We start from the raw sequence: 22,027 nt of genomic DNA, 5'->3' as shown, positions 1-22,027 counted from the left end.
TTGGCCAAGAGGTAAGGATGTGGCGACCAGTGTAAGAAGCTTTTATTACAATTTTATAACACTGTGACGGAAGGATGGGGGCATCCGTGCCCCGGATAACGAGGTGGAACGCTTAGAATTCGTAGCCAACCGAGACCTTAAAGGTCCGCGGTTCGCCCTGAGTGATGTAGGTACCGGAGTCGTCCACGCTGGCCCAGTAGTTTTCGTTGGTCACGTTGTCGATACCCGCGCGCACGGTCATCTGGTTTGCGTTGTGGTTCACCGCGAAGCGATAGCGCATGCCCAGATCCAGCGTGGTGTAACTGTCGAGCTTTTTGGTGTTCGCGAGGTCGGCATACTGCGTGCCGGAGTGGTTCACCCGCGCGGTCGCCGTCAGGCCGTCAACCGGCTTGATGTCGTACTCCGCGCCCAGCACGGCGTAGAAGTTCGGAATACCGATCGCATCGTTGCCCTGATTTACGCCATTTTTGGTTTTGGTCAGCTCCGCCTGCAGCCAGGTGGCGCTGGCGTTCAGGCGCATCCCGAGCATCGGCTCGCCGAAGACGTTCAGCTCCACGCCACGGTTACACTGCTCCGCGTCCAGGCCGTAGTGATTGTTAGCATCGAGGATCGCCGACGGCATTTTGATCTCAAACAGCGCCAGCGAGCCGCCCACGCGCCCGAAGTCCGCCTTCACCCCCACTTCGTTCTGCTTAGAGTGAACGATGCCGGTGCTCTGGCCGTAGTTGGTGGCGGTGTTAGGTGCGGTTTTGCCCGGCTGCAGCGCTTCGGTGTGGTTGGCGTAGAGGGAAATTTCCTCCCACGGTTTGTAGACCACGCCGTAGGTTGGCATCCAGCGACTGCCGTCGAAACCGTCCGCGTCGTTCTCTGCGCCGGTGATTTTGTTATACCCGCGAACGACCACTTTCTGATGGCGCGCGCCTGCGGTGAACAGCAGCTTGTCGTCAAGCACGCCCAGGGTATCGCTCAGCAGCCAGCCCTGGGTGCGGGTGCGCCCGCTGGTCAGCGGATCGCTGTATTTGCCGCCGGAGCCGTTGAAGTTAGTGCTGTCCGGCATATCGACGCCGGTGTTGTGATAGATGTTGGTGGTCGGGTTATCCTTCGCCGCCGACATTTTCCACGCGATTTTTTCGTTTTTAGTCATCGCGGAATACCCGACGTTCACCTTGTGCGAGACGAAACCGGTAGTGAAGTTACCGCGAATGCCCGCCATGCCGCTGACGGAATCGCTGATGCGGTTGGTATCCAGACGGCTGACCGTCGCCTTGCCGCTCTTGTCCACCAGCTTCGGCGCGCTGTAGATCCCTTCTTCATGCGCGTGCTGCGCGCCCAGGCCGGTATAGGCCGTCCAGTTATCGGTAATGTCGTACTCGCTGCGCCACATCCCGAACTCGTTTTCGATATCGCTGTAGGCCCACTTCTGCGAGAAGTTCCGATCGTTTTTCGGCGGTTCAGGCACGAAATCCACCGCCGAGATGTTGACGCTGGTCGGGCTGCCGTGGAAGGTTTTTTTCTGATAGCCCAGGTCCAGCGAGGAGCGGAAGCGGTCGCCTTTGTAGTCCAGGCCGGTGGAGAGCAGCGTGGTGCGGCGGCGATCGTTCGGTACGCCGGTTTCCCCTTCACGATGGACGAGGTTGACACGTGCGCCGAACTGGTCGTTATCGCCAAAGCGACGGCCCGCATCCAGCGTGGTGCCAATCTGGGAGTCCGAGGTGTAGTCCACGCCCACTTTCGCCTGCGGGGTGTCGCCCGCGTGTTTTGGCTCAAGGTTGATCATCCCGCCCACGCCGGAGCTTGCCGCGCCGTTCATCAGGGAGTTTGCCCCTTTGAAGATCTCGATGCGGTCGACCATCTGGGCATCCACCACCTGACGCGGCAGCACGCCGGACAGGCCGCCAAAGGTCATGTCGTCGCCGTCAAACTTCAGGCCGCGAATGCGGAAGGTTTCAGCGCTGTTGCCGTACCCCTGAACGAACTGCACGCCCGCGTCGTTGGCGACCACGTCAGCAATGGTTTTCGCCTGCTGATCTTCCACCAGCTTCGAGGTGTAGCTGATGATGTTGAACGGCACGTCCATGGCGTTCTGCTGTCCGAGCATCCCCATGCGTCCGCCGTTCGCCACCTGCCCGTCAAGGAAGGCTGGCACCAGCTGGTCGCCACCGGGTTTGAAGTCGCCGGCAGGTGCAGACTGCACAACTATGGTGTCTTCTTTTTTATCCTCCGCCGCCCAGGCGGAATGTGTAACCGCGCCAATGGCGAGCGCCAGCAGCGTTTTGTGCATTTTGGTGTTGTTCATCGTTAACTCGTTTGAAAGTGCGCGCAAAAATGACCCGTTGGCGGGCCTTAGAATGTATTAGTTGCAATGCAAATGAGAACTATACTCATTATCTATACTTTGGCAAGCGCAAATATGCGCAAGATCCAGCTCAAAAAAGTGCGTGATAAAGGGGAACCCTCATCCTTTAGCACAGTAAAACGCGGGAGTATTTCCGAAGATGAAGAGGTAGGAAGCAGCGTTCACCGGAACGAGCTGTATACTAATGCCATGGTCGCGTTGGCGGAAAAAATCGGGAATAGAGTGACGAAAAGGTTCGTCTTTTTTCGGGCGCTCGTTTGTATCACTGGAAATCATAATAATTCGCCCTTCTTCGCGCCAGTAACGGAAGGCAATTTTATTGCTGATGGCAACCGTTTCCTGACCCGCCTGACTGTATTCTCCGGTGGAATCGTAACTGCCAACACCATTATTAAATGTAAACGTCATGAGGGCATCTACCCGCGAATTTTCATCAACAATAATGAGATGACTCTCACAGGTAAAATGATTCCGCTGATAATGCGTATACCAGGCATAAAAAAGTGGCGCGATAATCATCAACAGGATGAACAACCAGCGCACACTCCGGCTAGTCATTTTCATGATATTGCTCCCTGTACAAAATGGAATCACATTGTGCACCAGCAACCTCAGGCAATTTATCGCACACAATCACCGACGTTCCATTTTGATAACGGTTGAGCGTGATATAGGCCACCCCACCGGCGTTGCACTGAATGGGATAACGTTTGGTCAGGCCAATATATATCCGCTGACTTTTTATTTTGTCATACCAGGAGGAATAAACGTCGCACCCTGCAATATTGCCTATCGGTTGATAGGTTTCAAATCCGGCGCGTTTTTCATGCAACTGTTGATAGAGAACCATACACGAAAGGATAAATAACACCGTAGCGACGCCATACGCTATTTTCCCTGAGAGAAAGCGGAAACGGTTATCTGCTACGCGCGGTGTCGGCACGGAAGCTTCAGTTTGCAGGTCGGCTGGCGAAGCCGCGTCCGTCGCGATAAAGGTGTCGAGTGTACCCGTCTGAATTTGAGCAACCGACTTAAACCCCGCTTTGGGTACGGTTTGCACAACATTATCTGCCAGACCCGCCATCTTAAGGGCCTTACGGATAGAGGCGATAGTCTGGTAGAGGGCGTTGGTCGAGACAACTGCCCCCTGTTTTTCCCATACCGCTGAGAAAAGATAACGTTGCGTAAGCACCTCACCGTTGTGTTCAAGCAGCTGTAGCAGGCACTCGCTAACCGGAGCATGCAGGAGCACAGCGCGCTCAGGGTAGCCCGAAAGTGAGCACAGTCGACGCAGCTCAGGCTCAAAAAGCACGGTGCCGTTTATCAGAAAGACGGGCTTCATGACGCACCGGCCGTTAACGCGCAGGGATTTTGTACATTCATCATTATTATACTTTCACATCCGTATCCGTTTTCTGATTCAGGATTTAGTTATTTATTATCAACGAATTATTGGTTTTCACTCCCCATTCCCTCTCACCTTCCGCCCAGCTTAAGGATCAACTTAATCAGTATAAATCATTTATCTTCACTCCTCTTTGCTGCAGAGGAATCGTAACCTATGCGGTATCGAAAGGGCACTATCAGGCTTCTCATTACCTGGTAGTGTCCACAGAAAGAAATGCTGAATCTTTTTCAAAATTTGCATTTTTATGTTGAGCGGTCGATTGCACATCGATTCTCAGAACAAACAAAAGAAAAATGAAAAGCATCTGGCGTTTTATTCCAAAAATACAACTTATATCGACAAAAACTCCATACCAGGGTGAGGTACAACCGGTTTCTCATAGCGCACAGGGATGTGTATTGGAAAGCATTTATTGCAGCCATATAATCCACCCTATAAACGGTATGGATTATCTCAGCGCTTATATGTAGTGATGCAAGTTCGTCTTCATTTAATATGGGTATTAGATATGGGTTATCGTCTATATGGGTTTATGATCGGTGATGACATTCATTTTGATATTTCTAACCGCAGACTCTACCGCCTTACTGGCATCCAGAGTGATAAAAGCATCGCATTTGCCTCCATTTATTTTAATGAAACGATGCTCAGGCTTTTCCTTTATTTGTTGATGAATGGCAGAACCCAGCCCATCCCTAAAGAAGAGCTCTTTGAAGAAATTTGGGAAGCGCATAATCTGAGCCCCTCCACACAACGACTGTGGCAGGTTCTGCGCAATCTCAACAACAAACTGAGTATGCTAGGGTTACCAGAAAATTTTATTCGCAATATTAAAGGGTGTGGTTACATCATTAATTATTCGGATGTAATCCCCGTTTATTACAGAATGAGCGAACTCCCGGCTCATTCTGTTAAAAAAGAGGAGAAGACAGATAGCCTGAGTGAGTGATGTCAACTCAGGTTCTTGCCCTGAGCACTCACGTGTGAGGGGCTTTTTTTTATCATCTCTCTGCCTCAGCATTTTTTTCGTTAATGATTTATTAGCACTGTTGTTTGGTTTATACCAACACTGGAATTTTATATATGAGCATAATCAACCATTTTGCCAACTTGAAAGTTCGTAAGAAGTTATTCTTTGGTTTTTCTCTCGTGCTGCTCGTGACGATTGTTATTCTGATTTCAGGTTTGCTGGGTCTCAGCAACATTCAGGATAAAGTCGAAAAGAACGGCCATACCACCGACCTGTTTAACGCCCTGACGCAGGTTCGCTTAGGGCGGACGAATTTTCAGTACACGCTCGACCAGAAGTACCTTGATCAGACCAACGCCGCCACCCAGCGCATGCAGAGCATTGTCGCCAGTATGGAAAAACTGTCCTGGTCCCCGGAAGGAAAAAAAACGCTGGACGATACGGCAAATGCGGTGAACAGCTACGTCGCCACCCTGCTGCCTTTCACAAAATCCCTTTCTGAGAAGAAAATCAGCGAACAGAAACTGAGCACTCAGGGACTGTGCGATAACTCCGGCCTGGCTTCCACGCTCAGCCGAAATGGCTCGCTGGACGCTTCGCACGCCCTTGTAGCCGCTCAGATTGCGTTTGTCATGAGCGACATTGATTCTCAGGTTACCCTCTATAAACAGCATCCTACGGATGCGTTAATGAAAGGGATCCGCGCGCGTCTGGACATCGCAAAATCGGACACCGAACAACTGCTTTCGGTTGCTACCGAGGAACAAAAGGTCTGGCTGCAGTCAGGCCTGGAAGACATGCAAAACGTCGCGGCAGAGTTAATAAATTACCAAAACGTCTGGAATCAACAGTCGACGCTCTCCGATACCTTAACCGGTAAAGCGATAACGCTGACGCAGGCCATCCAGACATTATTTAGCCTGCAGCAGAAAAAAGTGTCTGATACGGTTGATAGCGTTCAGATACAGATGGGCATCGTTGCTGCCATCGGTCTTGCGCTTGGCGTCCTCTTAGCGATGGGCATCACCCTGTCCATCACCCGTCCGCTTAATGAGACCCTGCGTGTTGCAGAGCAAATCGCCCAGGGCGACCTCACCAGCACACTGACCAGCACACGTCGTGATGAGCCGGGTCTGCTGATGCAGGCCGTTGCGACCATGAATGCAAACCTGAAAAACATCATTAATGACGTACGCAATGGGGTGGATAGCGTCGCCCGTTCGTCTTCAGAAATTGCCGCAGGCAATATGGATCTGTCGTCGCGCACCGAACAGCAGTCAGCCGCCGTCGTCGAAACCGCCGCCAGCATGGAAGAGTTGACTTCTACCGTCGCGCTCAACGCCGAGAATGCTAATCATGCGCGCCAGCTGGCTGATGAAGCCGCGCAAAATGCGACGGAAGGGAGTCAGATCTCACTGAAGGTGATCGATACGATGAAAAACGTGCGCAGCAGTTCGCACCGCATTTCAGAGATCACCACCGTGATTAACAGTATCGCCTTCCAGACCAATATTCTGGCGCTAAATGCCGCCGTTGAGGCCGCCAGAGCGGGCGACCAGGGTAAAGGCTTTGCCGTGGTTGCCGCAGAAGTGAGAACCCTTGCTCAGCGCAGCGCGCAGTCAGCAAAAGAGATTGAAAACCTGATTAACGAATCGGTCGTGCAGGTGGATACCGGCTTTAGTCTGGTTGAAAGCGCAGGGGATGCGATGACGAAAATAGAGACATCCGTGGCGCAGGTGCGTGACATTATGAACGAAATTGCCGCCGCCACTGATGAGCAAAGCCGCGGAATTTCGCAGATTGCCCAGGCGATGGCAGAAATGGACACCACCACTCAGCAAAATGCCGCCCTGGTGGAGGAGTCTTCCGCTGCGGCAAGTTCGCTGGAGGATCAGGCCGTGCAGCTTGAAAAAGTGGTGTCGATTTTCCGTGTGTCAAACGGGCACAACCCCCGCCAACGAGAAAGCCAGCTAACCGCCAGCGTGACCCCTATTAAACGATCTTCTTCCCATGACCAGGATGACTGGGTCAAATTCTGATAACCACCGCGCGGCTGTCCGGAGAGGGCGCCGCGCGCTTAAGGCTCACGATGATAACCACGACAAAATTAACCTCAGGATGGTTCACCCGCTTCAATGCACTGTTGGCCCGCCTGCTTACCCTCTCCCCGGAAAGCACCCTGAGCGCGGCCATCGAGAAGCGTGAGATTGTGCCGGTTTATCAGCCCTTCTTTAACAGCCAGACGGGCACTATCGCGGGTATCGAGGTACTCGCTCGCTGGAATCATCCTCTGTACGGTCCCGTGTCTCCAGATACATTTATCCCGCTGGCAGAGAAACACCGGCTTATCGCCCCGCTAACGCATCATCTGATTCAGCAGGTCATTGCCGATCTTCAGCATCGAATTCACCTTTTCCCTGACCGGCTTTATATCAACCTTAATCTGAGCGCCCGTAACTGCCTCGATCCGCGCTTCGAGACGGATACGCTTGAGCTTTTGCAAAAACTCGCGTCGAGCCAGGTCCAGCTGGTTATCGAAATTACGGAACGCGATCCGCTGCATTTCACTCCTCAGTTAAGCGAATGGTTTGCAACGCTCCGACAAGCCAATATCTCCCTGGCTCTGGATGACTTTGGGACCGGCTGTTCCAACATCTCTTACATTCACGCGCTAGACCCCGAATTCATCAAGATAGACAAACTGTTTGTCAGCCAGATTAGTGAAAATGGCGATACCAGACTGGTGGACAGTCTTATCGAATTGGCGAAAAAAATGCACCTGAGGATTATTGCCGAGGGCGTAGAAACAAAGGCTCAGGCTGACTATCTGCGCTTAAAGGACAGCGATTTTTTGCAGGGTTACTATTTCGGTAAGCCTATGAAGATCGATGAACTCGTCGGGAAAGTTAATGCTTGCTGAAGGACAGCCACTCTGCGTTGGGAGCGGCTGCAATGACATTATTTCTAGTTCTCGGTGTCGTGAATATTATTGTGAATCACGAGGGAATAGGATCCTCATCCTGTCATTACCCTCATTATCGCTTAGATAATTTTAACAGGCAGCGTCTCCAGCGTACGGAGAATCAGGCTTCGATTCGACCATTTCGCGTCTCCCACAAGAGAGATCGTCCCGCGTTCGCTTAAGGCCATCGCCAGCGTTTCAGCCTGACACTGCGCCAGCAGTTGCCCAATACACTGGTGTACACCGGCGCCAAATCCCAGCTGTCGCTGCGCGTTCTTGCGGCCGGGAATAAAGCGCCACGCCTCTTCAAAGACGCTTTCATCCCGATTCGCAGAGCCGAGGCATAATAAGATGTTATCCCCGGCTTTAAGTTCGCGCCCCAGAAACTGCACGGGAGCCGCAACCCTTCGTCTGCCCATCTGCAGCGGAGACTCAAAGCGCATGGTTTCACTGACGATCTCTTTCATCCGGAGAGTGTTATTTCTGACGCGTTCCTGTAGTTCAGGCTGCTGTGCCAGCATATACACCAGGTTTCCGGTTAACGCTTCGCTGGTTTCACTGCCGCCGATAAGCATCGTGACGCAATCGGTGCTAAACCGTGCGGCAAGCGCATCCCGATCGCCGCCATAACCTTTCAGAAGGCTGCGATAAAAAAGCGAGTCGTAACCCTGTCCGTGCGCCTGCGCAAGTTGTCGAAAACTGTCATCCAGACGGGAAAGCGCCACGACCAGCCGCTCAAGCCCCTCTCGATCGATGGCGCTGGGATCTAATAAGAGCCGAATGGCATTTTTCTCTTGTTCTACCACCTCCTGCTGCGCTTTCGGCAGGTTGAGCCAGGCGGTAAACAGTTTTCCCCAGAGCGGCGCAGCAAGCTGGCGTATGCCGTCAAATGTGCCGGTGGTTGTTAAATCTGCCACCACTGAATGCGACTCCTCAGAAACAAGCCGGGTTAGCGCCGCCCAGGATTCGCCGGTAAACAGAGCCTGCAGCGCCTGACGGTGCGCGCGATGCACATTTCCATCTTCAAACAGCACAATGCCGTAGAGAAGATCCCGTAAAGGGGGCGAGAGATTGAAGCACTGTTTTTCCATTTCGGTATGAACATCTTCAGGTATGCCCGAAGAGACGAACGCTCGCTCTTTCAGCGCCTGATAAACATCCTGATAGCGGGTAAGCACCCACGTTTTACCGATTCGCGCCACCGGCTGGTGGTGTCGCATATGCTGATAGACGTTATGAAGATTTTCCTGAAAGACAGGTGAGGCGGGATTAAACCGAAGTGCTTTGTCGACATATGCCACAGGTGGACCCTCATCACAGGATTAATCACCTTTTAGTAAAGCAGGGATATGTTTCAGTTCAAATAGTGCAATGACGGATGACTATACTGAACGAATCATGTTCGGGGTTACGTGGCTCATAAAATCGGCCTGAACCGTCGATGCATTCATAAAAGATATATGTTTTGATTTATTGTTTGTCATTTCATGTAGGCTGGATGGTCTTTAGAGGAGGGGGTCAGATTCAAGTTCTGATGCTTCTGGCCAGAACTGATGTATTGCTTTCTGTAGCGCCAGCGCTTTGTAAGCAATTTTTCTGCTGTACAAGCCAGTCTTCATGTTGCTCAGCGGTCATGTCAGGGTTAAATAAATACGGCAGCTGTTTACTATTGTGCATTGCAGATCTCCAACTATAACAAAACCCTGCTATTACTAGCAGGGTTTCGATTATTAAGCAGTAGGTCTAAGTGGCCACTTTTAGCAGACTACAACACCTTTTGCGCAACGCGCTGATATTTTTTATTATCTACAAATCAAGTAAATGGAGTATTGGTATAAGTAACGGATTACATGTAGTTATGTCGCCGGAGTAAATGGCTGCCGTGTTGTCTGATAAAACAGTAACTGAAGCAGAGACGGTGCAGAATCGGCTATTGGGTGGACTCGGTGTAGCAATGAGTATCGTACATGTCGCCCGTCACCCTCCCGTCTTTGTGGCTGACGTCTGCAGTCACGCCCCGACGTGGTACTCGTTTACCGCCTGGACATCACGCGCCGAAACATGCTTGCCATCCACCTTTGGGTGGCCTAGGGGCATCGGGTTACGCTCGAGCGTGTTGTAGGCTTTTTCGATTTCAGCTGCCGGGTATAATTTCCGGTTCATCAAGATATCATCTACGACAGGCGTGATTCCGCGAACCACGATATGTGGCTTGCCGTTGACGCTTTCGGTGGTGATGTTTGAAGCGGAGTTGACGACGGTCAGCACGTTAACGCGGTTGCGTTTCATGCTGGGTCCTCATTGGTGGATTTCAGGAAATAAAAAACCCGCCGGAGCGGGTCAGGTCGTTAACTGTAGATCCATGTATTATTCGTGTATGGCTTAATGAAGCGAGCAATGAATTCATCTTTCGGCATCTTGATGAATTCATCGATATCCCATACCAATTTCACACGTGATGGAACTTTGTAGGTGCCAGACATTATCACTTCATATGTCACAGGGGTAGTTTCACCAAGCACCTGATTAAGGAAGCTAAGATAATCTTGAATTTCTTTATCTTCACCTTCCACCAAATACGCCTGCTCGATGTGCACTGGCGTGCCGCTTGGTCTTTGAAAAATGGTATATCCAATACCTACGGGGTAATGTAAAAAGTTTAGACTCATAGTATCTCTCCTCGAAAATATTAAAATACTATTAATCTGATGTTTTCCAAGCTATTCTTTCCTTTGCCAGCTTTTCTGCCACTCCTTCATTGAAGATGCTGCCGTCGTCGTTGAGCAGCACCGGAATCTAACTTTAGTAACAGTTGTACCAGTTACCTTTCTCAGCGTAGAAGTCACGCACCTCTTCGGTGGTATAGATCTTGCCTTGACGGCTGGCGTGCCAACTGCGCGTTGTTGGCTTGAGCGCTGACAGCCACAGCAGGCCGGTATTCAGCCCCAGCCTGTCGGCAGCCCAGTCCGTTTCGTTCCATTGCGCCTGCCGCAGCGCTCCAACCCGCTCAGTCTGAGCGATGGTCTTCGACATCGACACATCGAGGCGCTTGCTGATGACACTGGCCGTTTCCCTCGCGTTCTACATGTACTGAGCTTAGGCGGTGCGCCGGTGAGAAAACAGGGATACGCGATGCGATTCGTTATGCTTAAACGGCCACAGCCATCCATCAGGAAGACCATGGTCAATCGGTATAGCGTGGGTGTTTTCAGGATAATGTGCAGCGTATGGCTGGCTATTGTCGATAATCACCGGCAGATTCAGGTGATGCCATTTCTCACCACTCCCGCCCCGCAGAAGATAGCCGCTCAGGTCGTGGTAATGGATCCGCTGCATAATGACAATCATCGGCGTCGTCTCGATCGCCAGTCGTGATTTGATTGTCTCGTTGAAACGGTTGTTGACGCGGTCTCGGACGTTCTCAGAGTAAGCGTCATCCGGCTTAACCGGGTCATCGATAATCAGCATACCCTTCCAGCCCGGTTCCATGTGACCCGCGCGGGACCCGGTAACCTGTCCGGCAGCTGACGACGCATAAACGCCGCCACCGTGCTCAGTCCACCACATAGCCTTGCTGTCTCCATCATCACGCAGCGCCATCGGCCACATTGACTGATAAGCCTGCGACTTAATCATTCCGAGTGCGGTGGAGAAGTTCAGCAGCGCAAGGTTATGCGAGTACCACAGGTGCATTAAGCGGGCTCGGCAGTTAAGCGCAAGCCCCATCTTGTCGATGGTTGCCAGTTCCGTTTTCGTGTAGCCAGGCGGAACGTTGATAATCTGGCGCTAAATCTCACCATCAATGACGCGAACCAGTGTTTACTGAATAACCTTGTGGTGCGGCGCGACAATCATCATGCCGCCGGTGCGCTGCTTGAAGAAGTAACGAGCGTAGTAAAGCCCGTCCTCTTCACATTCAATCATTCGGGCGTAACCCTTTTGCTCAGCAGTCGTCATCCTCCAACATCTCCCGCCGGGAAGTCTTGTATTCTTATCTGGTCAGCATCGCCATTTCGATAGGTTAGCCGTTCTTGCCTGTATGTTCATGAGTGGCCTGCTCTTTGAAAGCCATCACATCTATGCGCTTCCCGAGCAGCTCGAGATTTTCGACTTTATCCGGCCACTTAATTTTCTTAAGCAGCCCAACCATCTCACGCTCCTCCCCACGGCTTTCAAACATCTCAGCCACATCGCAGCCGCTAAGATATCTCCGCCAGAATGAAGGCCAATCGCTTACTGGCTTCAGACTCATATCGTCTTTGAGGATGTCGAGCACATCCATATGCTCTATCTCAACGAGACGATTCAGGACGTATGTCGCATTTATGCCAACCAGATCATTGCGCTGCGCTTTGAGTTCGGCAATTCTGGGCAACGTCAGATTTTGACAGTTTTTCGGAGGCTGTGCAGTTAGCTGTCTTTGCGCTGTATCCCGCCCGAATAGCCGTTTAAGTGGCGTTTAAATCGATGAGGTACTCGCGACAGAACATTTCTTGTTTGTCGTTGAGTGCTATGGGAAATCTCATTTCATGGAGTTTTTATGAGCAGCAAAGCTAAATATGCCGCTGGAGATATAGTTACTCTTAAATCCGGTGGTCCTGATATGACTATCAAAGATGTTATTTTGCCATCTCAATATGGAGAGAAATTACTTTCTTACAGATGCCAATGGTTCGCAGGGAAGAAACTTGATAGCGGCGTTTTTCCTGAAGTTTCGTTAATGGTCCCATCCCCAAAGCCGTAAACCCAAACACACCAAGGCTATCTGTCTCGGACGTGTCATCTTGGATGATGTTTAACCTTCAGTCATCCAAGTGTCTTTACCAACAAGATGTTGTCGACTATCTCGTTAAACATAACAACGAGCAGCATATCAAGGAAAATGCTGACGGTAACCAAGCGCTATCAACCAAAGTGATTAATAAGTTTCGAGTTGATAGCGGGGAAAATGTCGTTTGGGTTAAACCTGAAAAATACTGGCGTTACCGCGTCCCTGAGGATGAAGAAGGCCGAGAGGCCCGCGGTTAATACACAGGGCGTTCATTCGCCCTTTTCTTCAACGCTCCCTACCAGCGGCGTGAATTGCACGCGCTTCACATCGGCCGGAGCGAAATATATCCACTCCCCTGTCTCGGTCGCCAGCGGCACAAAGCAGTTAACCAGCTCAGGCTGACGTCGCGACATCTTGCCCGTGAAGGTTTCGCCTGTCCGGGAGGTTAGCGTGATTTGGTAAATGTCCAGCATTTATTCTTCCAGGCATAACGATGGCTCGCGAATCATGAGCAGGCGGTTTATATTCATGCTTTCCCCTGGAGATGAACATGAAAACACTTTTCCCCTTAACTTTTGCGGTCATGCTTGTTGGCTGCTCTACTTCCCAAGAAATCAAACGCTCTGATGGCTCAAGCGAGTACGACATCCAATGTGGCGCCTCGACCGGTTGGGATGTTTGCTATGCAAAAGCAAATGAAGTTTGCCCTAACGGATATCAAGATCTGTCAAAAGATGGCGGGTTTAATCGCAAGGATTTGCGCATCCTCTGCAAGAAGTGAGCAGAATTGCCATTATGATGGGTCTGTTCATGGTGATGGCAATAAAAAACCGCCCGTAGGCGGCATGAACAATCTCAAGTGTTATACAAATCAATGCATATTTTTTTTAACGCTTCCTTAGTCATCTGCCTGCTCATATATGCATTATGGGAGTTAACTCCAAATGTTGCCCATTTAAGGTTATATCTTTCATGAAACTCTTTTTCCAACACTGGGTTTTGTGACAAATGAACCTGAAGAACTTTCCAGCACTTAATACATTCATATTGAAGAAAAGCAATTCTCTCTACGTGCTTCGCATCACCAGGATTACGCCAATCTATTAAATCTGGCAAAGAAGACAAGCCGGAAGCGTAATTTACCAGAGAAGCAATCCACTCAGCCTTCGCAACACTTATGTGTTGATCCTTCCATGAACTCAACCCTTTTCTTGCAACTAATACTGCCCATAATGTTGCCATAGCTGCCACCAAGCCAATTACTGCAGAAACTCCATATATCCATACAGCATATCGCGCCCATCTTGCAGAATACTGTGCTACATAGAGAGACTGAACTGCTAACTCGTGTTCTGACATATGCCCTCCGAATAAAGATGGCATTTTACCTCATACACTGTGTAGTTATGTACTCCTGCAGATAGACAACCTGTTTCGTCACTGTGAAGATTCCACTCTCTGAGGATGAAATAATCCCGAGCAGAGGAGTCAGTAAGTCTGGGGCCGGTAGCATCGTCAGGCCGCCGATACTGGTCGCTTCGCCGCGGCGAATGTCAGCGCCGATGTGGTCATCGCAAACAGCCCATACACCGACCACATCCTGATAGGCATAATAACGCCGACCTTCCAGCCGATCCGCATTGCCCAGCATTATTTCAGCAACAGTGATTGCTCCAGATCCGCCGTCAATGGCACCCACCAACTTAAACCTCAACGTTGGGTTCATCTCGGCTCCTGCTGCGGCGGTTGTCTTCACGGATTTTGAAATAGAGATTCGTCAGTACGGCAATGATGATATTCGTTCACACGAAGCCATCAACGCGCCCCGACAAAACCGTCACTCCGGCTGTCCGTAAAATGCGAGTGGATGACAATGCCGCCTGGCGTACAGGACTGGAAAAAGCAGGTATCGAGAACTTCCGTTTTCATGACCTCCGCCATACCAGGGCGAGCTGGTAAATTCAGTCCGGCATACCGCTGTCCGTTCTGCAAGAAATGGCGGCTAGGAGTCGTTCGAAATGATCCGTCGTTATGCTCACCTAGCCCCGAACCATTTAAACGAACATGCACGAAAGATAGATGCCATTTTTGGAAACCATAACACAAATACGACACAAGGAGAAAATCAGGCTGGTTTGAAAGTGGCGTAAACGCCTGTTTTTAAATGGCACGCCCTGTAGGATTCGAACCTACGACCTACGGCTTAGAAGGCCGTTGCTCTATCCAACTGAGCTAAGGGCGCACTGAGAAGAGTGTACTTCGCGGTGGTGAAACGCGAAGAATTATACGGTCAATGGCAGGTGAGTCAATGCCTTTTCCGTTTTCCGGGGCAATTACCCCTAGCCGATTGTAAATACGGCTATTTTCTCAACATTTCTCCCTGTTTCACCGTAAAATTCAGCACTGCGAAAAGGCTTAGTTGCATTTAAGTAACGCCTGCTGTTTTCCGGAACGTCAGCTCGTCACACTAGAGCGAGGTATCCCGGCCGCCTGGAGGCTGACAGACAACAGGATAATGGAGTGACAGCGCACAACCCGTTCGATACGCCCCCCCGGTTACACGACATTTCTCAGGACATCGTCGGCATCAAACTGGAGCCTGTCGTCGCCCTCACCTCTCAACGACGGGTTGGCGTGGAGGTACTAAGCGTCCTGTCAGACACATGCTACAGCGAGGATTTTTTCCGCCATCAGCCAGCAGGCTGGTCAATGACGCTGCTTGAAGCGCAGCTTGCCGCACTAAAAAATACGCCGCACGGTCATAACCTTTTTATTAATTTGCCGATAACCGTTCTGACAGAGCCAGCGTCTTTTCAGCGGCTTATAAAACTGAAAAACACGCCGCTGAATATTGAGATTGTTGATTCCCCTGTTTTTCTGACGTTCTCTGCCGCACAGAAGCAGAGCGCCATTCAGAACATGCGGACACTCCGGCAGCAGGGGCACAGTATATGGCTGGATGATATTGACGAAATTATCATTCAGCCGTTTTTATTTTGTCGGTTACCGTTGAGCGGCATCAAAATTGATAAGGACGCATTCTGGCGTTTACGCGCCACGCCTGCGCTGAGGCAACTGGTTTCACGTTGCTTTCAGCTGGCCGGGAGCGTGCTTATCGAAGGTATTGAGACTGAACGCGATCGCACCTGGGCACTGCAGGCAGGCGCAGATTTCGGCCAGGGGTATTACTGGCCGTCCTGGACATGGCCGGAGGATTAAAACGCCATTTCCAGGAGGGAGACCATGCGAATGACAGTGCGCCGTTACCGGCGGCGGCGTACAGGAAGTGATGCACTGGGATTTACGCGCTCACCTTTTGCTCCCCCCTTTTTCGACCGGCTCGAATTTTTGAGCCAGTCCATCAGCCAGCCCCGAAAAACCGATGCTCCGTTTATTATCCTTGTTACGGAAGATCATTTTCTGCGCACCGGTTTTCTCAATGGGCAGTTTCCCCTGAGCAGCTGTTGTGACTACACCTCGCTGGATGATGCGCTAGGCGCCCAGTTCCAATGGCCTTCAGCCCGTCTGGTGGTGGATATTGAAAGCCGTTCCACCGGGCTTATCGATCAGCTGGATCGGTTAAGAAGGCATAGCCTGTATCCCCCCTTCCTGACGCCGTGGCTTCTGGTCCGGGCAGATAATTATGATACCCGCCTGTTCTGCAAGGCGGCAGGCCCTTTTCACGTGCTGGAACGTCAGATGAACGCGGCAGGACTTCAGCACAGCCTGATGGATTCTCGCCCCCCGCAGGGTTCCGACAAAGACTGGTTTTCCCGCAACGAATGGCCCATTCTGCAGGAGCTTGCCCGCGGAAATACGTTACGTCAGATTGCCCTTTTGCAGAATCGTCCCTATAGCCGCATTATCTACCGTCTCAGCTGCATCCTGCTGAAGCTGGGGCTGAGCCATCGCCAGGAATTGTTACACCTTCTTAATAACCTCTCAGACTGTACGTTTTAACTTGCGCACTAACCTCTTATTTCCTAAAGCGCTTTAGGAATTTACTTACCTTCAATGTTAATTAATGGTTAAATTTTAACAATATATTCGATTTTATAACTATTCCTAATTTATGGTCCGGAACCATGTGAAATGTCACAGATTGAATCAACGGCAGCACTTTCCTCCATCCGTTAAGTGAATGCAGAAGGCGTTAATAAGATGATAATGATGTAAAAACAAGCAGCTTCGCTTCACTCTCCTGGAGCGGAAAGCAAAGTGAATAGCATGTTCTCCTGTGCGATGATGGCGCGACGGTGATACGCCTTAAGTACTTTCAGATGAAGGTTTGACACTCTGCGGGATACTTTTTCGCCTCAATTTCCCTGGCTCGCCCTCCGAATTGAGGCTCTCTTTTGTTAACAATATCGCAACATAAAGAGACATCTGTTATTTTTTGTTATTACATAAAGATGAAAAGATGTGGTAAATAGGATAACAGGATATTTCCGCTAAATTTAAAAAAATAGCCATTCAGATCCAGAAGATAATACAAACCAATAAGCGGAGGTTAATTTACAGGGTTTTCGGAAAAAACTTACCCTGTATAATAAGAAGCGTACCAAATCTGAATAAGAAAAACCTTTTTGCCAACACCAGCCAAATGAGATGACCGCGCTGAGGCACCGTTCTTTTCATTACGTAAACAAGGATGCTTTCGCTCTTTCCAGGGAAATACTACGGTATAGGGATCTGCACTTTATATCCTTCCGGCATTTCGAGAGTTTTACAAAACTCTGCATAACGCTTTTAACAATCTGAGGCATTAAAAATGAAACCGGCATCCGTTATCATTATGGACGAACATCCTATCGTCAGAATGTCGATAGAGGTCCTGCTACAGAAAAATAAAAATATCATAGTCAAGCTTAAGTCTGGCGATAGCCATGAAGTTCTTGACTGCATTCGCAATCATCCTATCGATTTGGTGATCCTTGACATCGAACTCACGGGCACAGACGCATTTGCTTTACTTAAGAGAATCAGGAACTTAAACAAAGACATCAAGGTTCTGTTCCTCTCCTCTAAATCAGAGTTATTTTACGCGGGTCGTGCGATTCGCGCCGGGGCCAACGGCTTCGTCAGTAAACGAAAAGATTTGGGTGAGATCTACAATGCCGTAGAGATGATTCTGATGGGCTATTCTTTTTTCCCGTCTGAAACGCTGAATTTTATAAACCATATGGGTTCAGGAAAAGGGGTGACTGTGGATATGCCATTATCGAATCGTGAGGTCACGGTATTGCGTTATCTGGCGAATGGATTATCCAATAAGGAGATTGCTGAGCAGCTATTGTTAAGCAATAAAACCATTAGCGCGCACAAATCCAATATTTATTCCAAGCTTGGCGTGCAAAGCATCGTGGAATTAATAGATTACGCCAAAGCGCACGAGCTACTATAACCTGAATTCACTCCCTGCAGTTTATCTGAGCTGCAGGGAGTGCGGTCAGTGCTAATTATAATTAATCATGAAGGTGGCATCCGCATCAGCCCGTCCGGGCTGAGGGTTATCGGCAGTGGCAATATAATTGGCATAAAATGACAGCGTCGCATTCCCCTGCGCATCAACCGTGACCGGCTGGCTGGCCTGCTGAAGCGCCAGGCGCGTCTTATCCGCATCCCTGATCTCAACGGCGACGTGGCTCGCTGTACTGGCATCATTCAGCGCCAGCAATCCGCTGTTGCTCCCGTCAGCTTTACCGGAGAACGTAATGGACGCCGCCCCGGGCGGGCAGCCGGTCAGCTTCAGCGTGAAGGGCATTGGCTGCGTGCGGCTCCCCGTGGTGTTGAGCTGCTTCGTGGGCCAGGTGCCCAGCGTGACCGTTTTGTCGCTATCGTTACCCTCTGCCACGCAGGTGAAATCGACAATATTGCCGTAGAGACGAATATTAATTTCGCCCAATGCGGTTTCCGCCTGAGCCTGGGTGCAAAGCGCAAAGAGCGCCACGGTGATAAAACGGATCCCGTTTCGCATGTCTGCTCCTTAGTCGTAATCCACGCGCAAATATCCGCGCGAGGTAAAGCGCCCTTCAGCTGGCTTGTTGCCCGTCACGCTCACCGGCCAAACCCGGATCCCCACCTGCGCCTGGGCGCTGTCGTCCAGGCGGAACGGGATTTTGCTCGTCAGGTTGTTAGGCGTGAGCGGCGCACCGCTCTCGTTGGCAATGATGAACCCCACATCCGGGTTATCCGACACCAGCACATTATCGGAGACCTTTTCAGCTTCGACGCGCATCGTCAGCATGGCGTTTGCCTCCACGTTGGTGCATTTAATCGCGATGGTTTTGCTTTGCGATGAGACGCCCTCCGGCTTGTTACCCACGCCAGCCTTGCTGAACAGGGAGGCGCCAATGTCGCCGAAATCAAACTCAACCACATTGCCGGCGTTGATGGCGCAGCTCTGCGGCACCTGAATGATTCCGCTGTAGCTGATGGTGTAGACCGGCGTGGTCAACGGATCGGAGGAGGTGGTGGTGACGTAAACCCGGAACATGGTGGCACGCGGGATCACCACCATATTGATAAAGCGACGGGTCACCTTAAGACGGAAAATAAGGCTGGAATCCTGCACGCCAAACGGTTTGTTTTTTGAAACGTTCGGATGGCTCCCCATCTGGATATAATTTTTGGGTGGATAAAACGCGCCAGCATAGCTGTCCGTGATTTTCATCGCCCCGTCCAGATAGTCGTTAAGCTTCAGATACTGATAGCCATCGCTGGTCCCGGTGACCGGATAATCCGTGACGTAGCTGCGCTTGGTCGTATTCCCGACGGTGCCCTTCGGGCAGACGGCATTGACCCCCACCCACTGCGATTTCTCGCTGAGGGTCACAACCTGCCCAACCTGGTTATTCGAGCTGTTGAATTTATCCGTCAGGTCGTAATGCACCTCCGTCGGCACGCCCTTTTCATTGACGCACACGGTGGCTAACGCGTTTGTCGCGGGCAGCAGTGCCAGAAGCGACAAGGCTAAGATATGGATTTTAATCACAGCGGATCCCCTTAAGTGTGATCGCCTGTTGCAGGCTCTTTTCAGGCAAGCTGTAAGGCGCACGGCACTGGGATTGCGCCCCGTTCCCCCACTGGATCAGCAGTTCGCCTTCCAGCGGCAGCCCACTCAGGTATATTTGCCCGTCATCACCCACCATGCTGGTCATGCCGCTCTGGACTTCACGCACCACGGCGCCGAACGGCACGGGCTGGTTGCCACGCGTTACCGTCAGCAAAGCGCGCACGCCAATGCGGGTATCAAAGCTGGCGCGGACCAGCGCGCCTTTGGTTGGCACCACGCTGCTCACGTTGTTTTCGATATCGGTACTGTTGCTCATGGTATTGGTGTCCAGCGCCACGCGGTTGTAGCGGTAGACGGTGGCATACGGCATGACCGCGTAGCCTCGCCAGTCGGTCTTCACGCCGGTCTGGTTTTCCACGCTGACGCCTGATGCCCCCGGCGCCTTAATCAGCACGTTGGTATCGCCCAGCGGCTGGCTGAAGGTCACGCCGTCGGCATGGCCAACCACCCCGCCGGAGAGCTGCCAGTTGAGATCGTGCTGATCGCGGGAATAGTTGTAGCCCACGCCCAGCGTGCCGTAGGTCGCCTGCCAGTTGGCGCTGGCGCTTCCGCTTGAGCCATTGGTGCTGGCGTGTCCCTGGGTCACGCTGTAGTTCAGGTTACGATCCTCCAGCAGCGTGCCGCTGACGCCGGTTTGCCAGCTCGTGTCGCCATCGCTGTTTCGGCTGGCGGATGCGGTGGCATAGGCGCGATCGATCGCGCTGTCCCGGCGATAGCCCTGACGGGTAAAGAGGCTAAACGGCACAGAGACATTGAACGACGCGATCCGGTCGGTACCGTCGATCCCGACGGATTTGTTCCACGACCATGACAGGGAGTAGTTGATCCCCTTCACGCCCCCCGCGTAGCCCAGCTGATACCAGAGGTTCGTTTCGTCCGTCCCCCAGTAGGTTTGCTCGCTCCCGGAGATATAGACCGAACCGTAGTCCCCCAGCGACTGGGAAATGTTGAGCTGGAAGCGGCCTTTTTTATTCCACGTCAGGTTGTGATAGCTCTGCACGTCCGGCACATCGTTATCGTCCTGGCTATCGGCATACTGGTAGCCCTCCATTGAGCGCCAGGCCACATCGTCCAGGGTGTAAAACCCTTTCGTGGAGTAGCGATAACCCAGCAGCTGGAAGTTAGTGCCAAATCCGTTCAGCGATTTTGCATAAAGAAAACGCAGGGACTGCCCTTCATGTTTGCTGTCGTCCGCGAGTTGGCTGCGGGCGTGGGTGATATCGACGGAGACGGCCCCCCAGTCACCGAGATTTTTCCCGGCACCGACGGCCAATGCGGTATAGCGTGACGCCAGCTGGGTGCCGCCATAGAGCGTAATGCCGTTGGCCAGGCCGGTAATCAAGGTGCCCTGGGCGAAGAATGGTGTATCCTGGTCGCTGTTACCGCTGCGGTAATCACCCGCCACGAGGTCATATTTCCAGCGACCTTCACGCTGCAGGAGCGGCACGGTGGAGTACGGCACGGTGTAGCGCTGCTGGCTGCCGTCTTTCTCTTCCACCGTAACGTCCAGGTCACCGCTGGAGGAGGTCGGGTTAAGATCGGTGATGGCGAACGCGCCGGGCTGGACGTAGCTCTGATAGATAACGTAGCCGTTCTGGCGAACCACTACTTTGGCAGGCGTACGGGCAATACCGCGCACGGTCGGCGCGTAGCCCTGCAGGCTGTCGGGATACATGCTGTCGGACGAGAAAAGCCGCCCGCCGCGAAAACCGACGCTGTCGAAAACGTCATTCCCGGTGTTGCTGTCACCCAGCACCAGTTCACTTTTCAGCGGGATAACGGTGCGCTGTGCCCAGGTGCCAATATTCTGCCACTCGCTGCGCCGCTTGCCGTTATTTTGCGTGTAGCGCCATGCGCCGTTGTTACGTAAACGCCAGGCACCATAGTTCAGCCCGCTCTGCAGGTTCAGGTAATAGCTGTCGTCTTCGCTTCCCCGGTTGCCCGTGAAGCTGTAGTTCACCAGCGCGGCGGGAATGCCTTCATCCCACTGTTCAGGCGGAATATAGCCGCGCGCGCTGTTCTGCATCGCCACCTGCGGGAGGCTGATGTTAAGGCGCTGCGAGGCAAAGTTAAATACCGTTTCGCTGCCGGGAATGGCCGTGGTCAACGGAACGCACGTTTCACCCTGCACGTTAGCCAGTTCGGGAAATGCGGCAACGTTGACGCCAAAGCGATCGAGCATCGCGCGCGTAATGCACGGCGACAAACCGCCCGCCATCGGCGGCATGTTCTCGGCCTGCTCAAAACGCACGTCCTGGGTGCCGATAAACTCATCGTTACGCCAGATATCCACGCGATAAATGCCGGGCGCCTGCTGGTGCCCCTGTTCAAAACGCGACAAATCCGCCACGCTGGCGGTGTCGTCGGACAAAAAGGCCGGGTTGAAGTAGCTTTCGCTCCAGCCGGCCTGCGGCCAGAGCGCGGCCATCAGCGCCAGTGCAACCGGGCAGTAACGTCCCTGGTGATTTTTCATCGCCCTGACTCT

The 22,027-nt window shown here is 51.9% G+C and carries 20 protein-coding genes, 1 tRNA gene and 6 pseudogenes; 10 read left to right on the top strand and 17 right to left on the bottom strand.

Annotated elements, in window-relative coordinates:
- Nucleotides 1-112 precede the first annotated feature (112 nt).
- From ACR42C_RS05695 to ACR42C_RS05685, 3 genes are all read right to left on the bottom strand, one after another.
- Nucleotides 113-2,296, bottom strand: a complete 2,184-nt coding sequence (locus ACR42C_RS05695) for a TonB-dependent receptor (RefSeq protein WP_479984867.1) — start codon at nucleotides 2,294-2,296, stop codon at nucleotides 113-115.
- A gap of 159 nt (nucleotides 2,297-2,455) precedes the next feature.
- Nucleotides 2,456-2,920 carry a hypothetical protein gene (locus tag ACR42C_RS05690; RefSeq protein ID WP_320720861.1) on the bottom strand — a complete coding sequence of 155 codons (465 nt, stop codon included), beginning with the start codon at nucleotides 2,918-2,920 and terminating at the stop codon, nucleotides 2,456-2,458.
- Nucleotides 2,907-3,608 (bottom strand): winged helix-turn-helix domain-containing protein, encoded by a 702-nt coding sequence (locus tag ACR42C_RS05685; protein ID WP_316380774.1) that lies wholly within the window; start codon nucleotides 3,606-3,608, stop codon nucleotides 2,907-2,909. The genes ACR42C_RS05690 and ACR42C_RS05685 overlap by 14 nt, the downstream gene beginning before the upstream one ends.
- Nucleotides 3,609-4,272: 664 nt before the next feature.
- On the opposite strand from ACR42C_RS05685, the gene ACR42C_RS05680 reads away from it, so the two are divergent.
- From ACR42C_RS05680 to ACR42C_RS05670, 3 genes are all read left to right on the top strand, one after another.
- The gene (locus ACR42C_RS05680) at nucleotides 4,273-4,713 is read left to right on the top strand and encodes a winged helix-turn-helix domain-containing protein (protein ID WP_316380776.1); all 441 of its coding nucleotides are present in this window, start codon (nucleotides 4,273-4,275) and stop codon (nucleotides 4,711-4,713) included.
- Nucleotides 4,714-4,847: 134 nt separating this feature from the next.
- Nucleotides 4,848-6,773, top strand: coding sequence for a methyl-accepting chemotaxis protein (locus tag ACR42C_RS05675; RefSeq protein ID WP_479984866.1), 1,926 nt, complete (start codon nucleotides 4,848-4,850; stop codon nucleotides 6,771-6,773).
- 50 nt (nucleotides 6,774-6,823) lie between these two features.
- Nucleotides 6,824-7,654 (top strand): EAL domain-containing protein, encoded by an 831-nt coding sequence (locus ACR42C_RS05670; protein WP_192983362.1) that lies wholly within the window; start codon nucleotides 6,824-6,826, stop codon nucleotides 7,652-7,654.
- A gap of 122 nt (nucleotides 7,655-7,776) precedes the next feature.
- Here the strand turns inward: ACR42C_RS05670 and ACR42C_RS05665 are convergent, their stop codons facing one another.
- The 6 genes and pseudogenes from ACR42C_RS05665 to ACR42C_RS05640 all read right to left on the bottom strand — a co-directional run bounded on the left by ACR42C_RS05665 (nucleotide 7,777) and on the right by ACR42C_RS05640 (nucleotide 12,138).
- Nucleotides 7,777-8,997 carry a cytochrome P450 gene (locus ACR42C_RS05665; protein WP_320720865.1) on the bottom strand — a complete coding sequence of 407 codons (1,221 nt, stop codon included), beginning with the start codon at nucleotides 8,995-8,997 and terminating at the stop codon, nucleotides 7,777-7,779.
- Between the two features lie 635 nt (nucleotides 8,998-9,632).
- Nucleotides 9,633-9,985, bottom strand: a pseudogene (locus ACR42C_RS05660) (DUF2213 domain-containing protein); the annotation flags it as partial.
- Nucleotides 9,986-10,044: 59 nt separating this feature from the next.
- On the bottom strand, nucleotides 10,045-10,365 hold the full coding sequence (locus ACR42C_RS05655; protein ID WP_316380782.1) for a hypothetical protein: 321 nt from the start codon (nucleotides 10,363-10,365) through the stop codon (nucleotides 10,045-10,047).
- Nucleotides 10,366-10,396: 31 nt separating this feature from the next.
- A pseudogene (locus ACR42C_RS05650) lies at nucleotides 10,397-10,777 on the bottom strand (phage minor head protein); the annotation flags it as partial.
- Nucleotides 10,778-10,795: 18 nt separating this feature from the next.
- Nucleotides 10,796-11,653, bottom strand: a pseudogene (locus ACR42C_RS05645) (phage terminase large subunit family protein); the annotation flags it as partial.
- A 34-nt stretch (nucleotides 11,654-11,687) separates the two neighbouring features.
- Nucleotides 11,688-12,138 (bottom strand): annotated as a pseudogene (locus tag ACR42C_RS05640) (terminase small subunit).
- 98 nt (nucleotides 12,139-12,236) lie between these two features.
- Between ACR42C_RS05640 and ACR42C_RS05635 the strand changes: the two are divergent.
- Together ACR42C_RS05635 and ACR42C_RS05630 are read left to right on the top strand one after the other, a co-directional pair.
- Entirely contained in the window at nucleotides 12,237-12,440 is a 204-nt protein-coding gene (locus ACR42C_RS05635) for a YodC family protein (RefSeq protein ID WP_103786928.1), read from the top strand.
- A 44-nt stretch (nucleotides 12,441-12,484) separates the two neighbouring features.
- A complete protein-coding gene (locus ACR42C_RS05630; RefSeq protein WP_479984865.1) occupies nucleotides 12,485-12,724 on the top strand; it encodes a DUF6953 family protein in 240 nt (79 codons plus the stop codon).
- A gap of 12 nt (nucleotides 12,725-12,736) precedes the next feature.
- Here ACR42C_RS05630 and ACR42C_RS05625 read toward each other — a convergent pair whose 3' ends face one another.
- Entirely contained in the window at nucleotides 12,737-12,940 is a 204-nt protein-coding gene (locus ACR42C_RS05625) for a hypothetical protein (protein WP_479984864.1), read from the bottom strand.
- 77 nt (nucleotides 12,941-13,017) lie between these two features.
- On the opposite strand from ACR42C_RS05625, the gene ACR42C_RS05620 reads away from it, so the two are divergent.
- Nucleotides 13,018-13,248, top strand: a complete 231-nt coding sequence (locus ACR42C_RS05620; RefSeq protein WP_316380785.1) for a hypothetical protein — start codon at nucleotides 13,018-13,020, stop codon at nucleotides 13,246-13,248.
- 74 nt (nucleotides 13,249-13,322) lie between these two features.
- Here ACR42C_RS05620 and ACR42C_RS05615 read toward each other — a convergent pair whose 3' ends face one another.
- From ACR42C_RS05615 to ACR42C_RS05605, 3 genes and pseudogenes are all read right to left on the bottom strand, one after another.
- Nucleotides 13,323-13,826 carry a hypothetical protein gene (locus ACR42C_RS05615; protein ID WP_316380787.1) on the bottom strand — a complete coding sequence of 168 codons (504 nt, stop codon included), beginning with the start codon at nucleotides 13,824-13,826 and terminating at the stop codon, nucleotides 13,323-13,325.
- Between the two features lie 25 nt (nucleotides 13,827-13,851).
- The gene (locus ACR42C_RS05610; RefSeq protein WP_407065516.1) at nucleotides 13,852-14,193 is read right to left on the bottom strand and encodes a lysozyme family protein; all 342 of its coding nucleotides are present in this window, start codon (nucleotides 14,191-14,193) and stop codon (nucleotides 13,852-13,854) included.
- Nucleotides 14,171-14,263: pseudogene (locus ACR42C_RS05605) on the bottom strand (lysis protein); the annotation flags it as partial. The gene ACR42C_RS05610 and the pseudogene ACR42C_RS05605, both read right to left, overlap by 23 nt.
- Here ACR42C_RS05605 and ACR42C_RS05600 point away from each other — a divergent pair.
- Nucleotides 14,262-14,617: pseudogene (locus ACR42C_RS05600) on the top strand (tyrosine-type recombinase/integrase); the annotation flags it as partial. The pseudogenes ACR42C_RS05605 and ACR42C_RS05600 sit on opposite strands and share 2 nt — an antisense overlap.
- A gap of 15 nt (nucleotides 14,618-14,632) precedes the next feature.
- Here ACR42C_RS05600 and ACR42C_RS05595 read toward each other — a convergent pair.
- A tRNA-Arg gene (locus tag ACR42C_RS05595) sits at nucleotides 14,633-14,709 on the bottom strand.
- Between the two features lie 278 nt (nucleotides 14,710-14,987).
- Between ACR42C_RS05595 and ACR42C_RS05590 the strand changes: the two genes are divergently transcribed.
- The 3 genes from ACR42C_RS05590 to fimZ all read left to right on the top strand — a co-directional run bounded on the left by ACR42C_RS05590 (nucleotide 14,988) and on the right by fimZ (nucleotide 17,871).
- Nucleotides 14,988-15,686: an EAL domain-containing protein gene (locus ACR42C_RS05590; protein ID WP_316380789.1), complete on the top strand. Its 699-nt coding sequence runs from the start codon at nucleotides 14,988-14,990 to the stop codon at nucleotides 15,684-15,686.
- Between the two features lie 24 nt (nucleotides 15,687-15,710).
- On the top strand, nucleotides 15,711-16,427 hold the full coding sequence (locus tag ACR42C_RS05585; RefSeq protein ID WP_479984863.1) for a helix-turn-helix transcriptional regulator: 717 nt from the start codon (nucleotides 15,711-15,713) through the stop codon (nucleotides 16,425-16,427).
- An 811-nt stretch (nucleotides 16,428-17,238) separates the two neighbouring features.
- The gene (gene fimZ / locus ACR42C_RS05580; protein WP_320721143.1) at nucleotides 17,239-17,871 is read left to right on the top strand and encodes a fimbria biosynthesis transcriptional regulator FimZ; all 633 of its coding nucleotides are present in this window, start codon (nucleotides 17,239-17,241) and stop codon (nucleotides 17,869-17,871) included.
- Nucleotides 17,872-17,922: 51 nt separating this feature from the next.
- Here fimZ and sfmF read toward each other — a convergent pair whose 3' ends face one another.
- Genes sfmF through ACR42C_RS05565 form a run of 3 tightly spaced genes read right to left on the bottom strand, consistent with a single transcriptional unit; the run spans nucleotide 17,923 to nucleotide 22,015 of the window.
- Complete coding sequence (gene sfmF / locus ACR42C_RS05575; protein WP_028012231.1) at nucleotides 17,923-18,444, bottom strand: fimbria assembly protein; 522 nt, start codon at nucleotides 18,442-18,444, stop codon at nucleotides 17,923-17,925.
- A 9-nt stretch (nucleotides 18,445-18,453) separates the two neighbouring features.
- The gene (fimH, locus tag ACR42C_RS05570; RefSeq protein WP_116341489.1) at nucleotides 18,454-19,461 is read right to left on the bottom strand and encodes a type 1 fimbria D-mannose specific adhesin FimH; all 1,008 of its coding nucleotides are present in this window, start codon (nucleotides 19,459-19,461) and stop codon (nucleotides 18,454-18,456) included.
- Entirely contained in the window at nucleotides 19,454-22,015 is a 2,562-nt protein-coding gene (locus ACR42C_RS05565; protein WP_320721142.1) for a fimbrial biogenesis usher protein, read from the bottom strand. The genes fimH and ACR42C_RS05565 overlap by 8 nt, the downstream gene beginning before the upstream one ends.
- Between the last annotated feature and the right edge of the window lie 12 nt (nucleotides 22,016-22,027).

Source organism: Enterobacter sp. MG-EB028 (assembly GCF_056673305.1).
This window is presented reverse-complemented; position numbering and strand designations above follow the sequence as displayed.

Coding starts and splice junctions, on each gene's coding strand:
- ACR42C_RS05610 (WP_407065516.1), bottom strand. CDS start 14,193: ATGAACCCAACGTTGAGGTTTAAGTTGGTGGGTGCCATTGACGGCGGA.
- ACR42C_RS05695 (WP_479984867.1), bottom strand. CDS start 2,296: ATGAACAACACCAAAATGCACAAAACGCTGCTGGCGCTCGCCATTGGC.
- ACR42C_RS05655 (WP_316380782.1), bottom strand. CDS start 10,365: ATGAGTCTAAACTTTTTACATTACCCCGTAGGTATTGGATATACCATT.
- ACR42C_RS05615 (WP_316380787.1), bottom strand. CDS start 13,826: ATGTCAGAACACGAGTTAGCAGTTCAGTCTCTCTATGTAGCACAGTAT.
- ACR42C_RS05675 (WP_479984866.1), top strand. CDS start 4,848: ATGAGCATAATCAACCATTTTGCCAACTTGAAAGTTCGTAAGAAGTTA.
- ACR42C_RS05565 (WP_320721142.1), bottom strand. CDS start 22,015: ATGAAAAATCACCAGGGACGTTACTGCCCGGTTGCACTGGCGCTGATG.
- sfmF (WP_028012231.1), bottom strand. CDS start 18,444: ATGCGAAACGGGATCCGTTTTATCACCGTGGCGCTCTTTGCGCTTTGC.
- ACR42C_RS05670 (WP_192983362.1), top strand. CDS start 6,824: ATGATAACCACGACAAAATTAACCTCAGGATGGTTCACCCGCTTCAAT.
- fimZ (WP_320721143.1), top strand. CDS start 17,239: ATGAAACCGGCATCCGTTATCATTATGGACGAACATCCTATCGTCAGA.
- ACR42C_RS05680 (WP_316380776.1), top strand. CDS start 4,273: ATGGGTTATCGTCTATATGGGTTTATGATCGGTGATGACATTCATTTT.
- ACR42C_RS05620 (WP_316380785.1), top strand. CDS start 13,018: ATGAAAACACTTTTCCCCTTAACTTTTGCGGTCATGCTTGTTGGCTGC.
- ACR42C_RS05585 (WP_479984863.1), top strand. CDS start 15,711: ATGCGAATGACAGTGCGCCGTTACCGGCGGCGGCGTACAGGAAGTGAT.
- ACR42C_RS05630 (WP_479984865.1), top strand. CDS start 12,485: ATGATGTTTAACCTTCAGTCATCCAAGTGTCTTTACCAACAAGATGTT.
- ACR42C_RS05635 (WP_103786928.1), top strand. CDS start 12,237: ATGAGCAGCAAAGCTAAATATGCCGCTGGAGATATAGTTACTCTTAAA.
- ACR42C_RS05625 (WP_479984864.1), bottom strand. CDS start 12,940: ATGCTGGACATTTACCAAATCACGCTAACCTCCCGGACAGGCGAAACC.
- ACR42C_RS05690 (WP_320720861.1), bottom strand. CDS start 2,920: ATGAAAATGACTAGCCGGAGTGTGCGCTGGTTGTTCATCCTGTTGATG.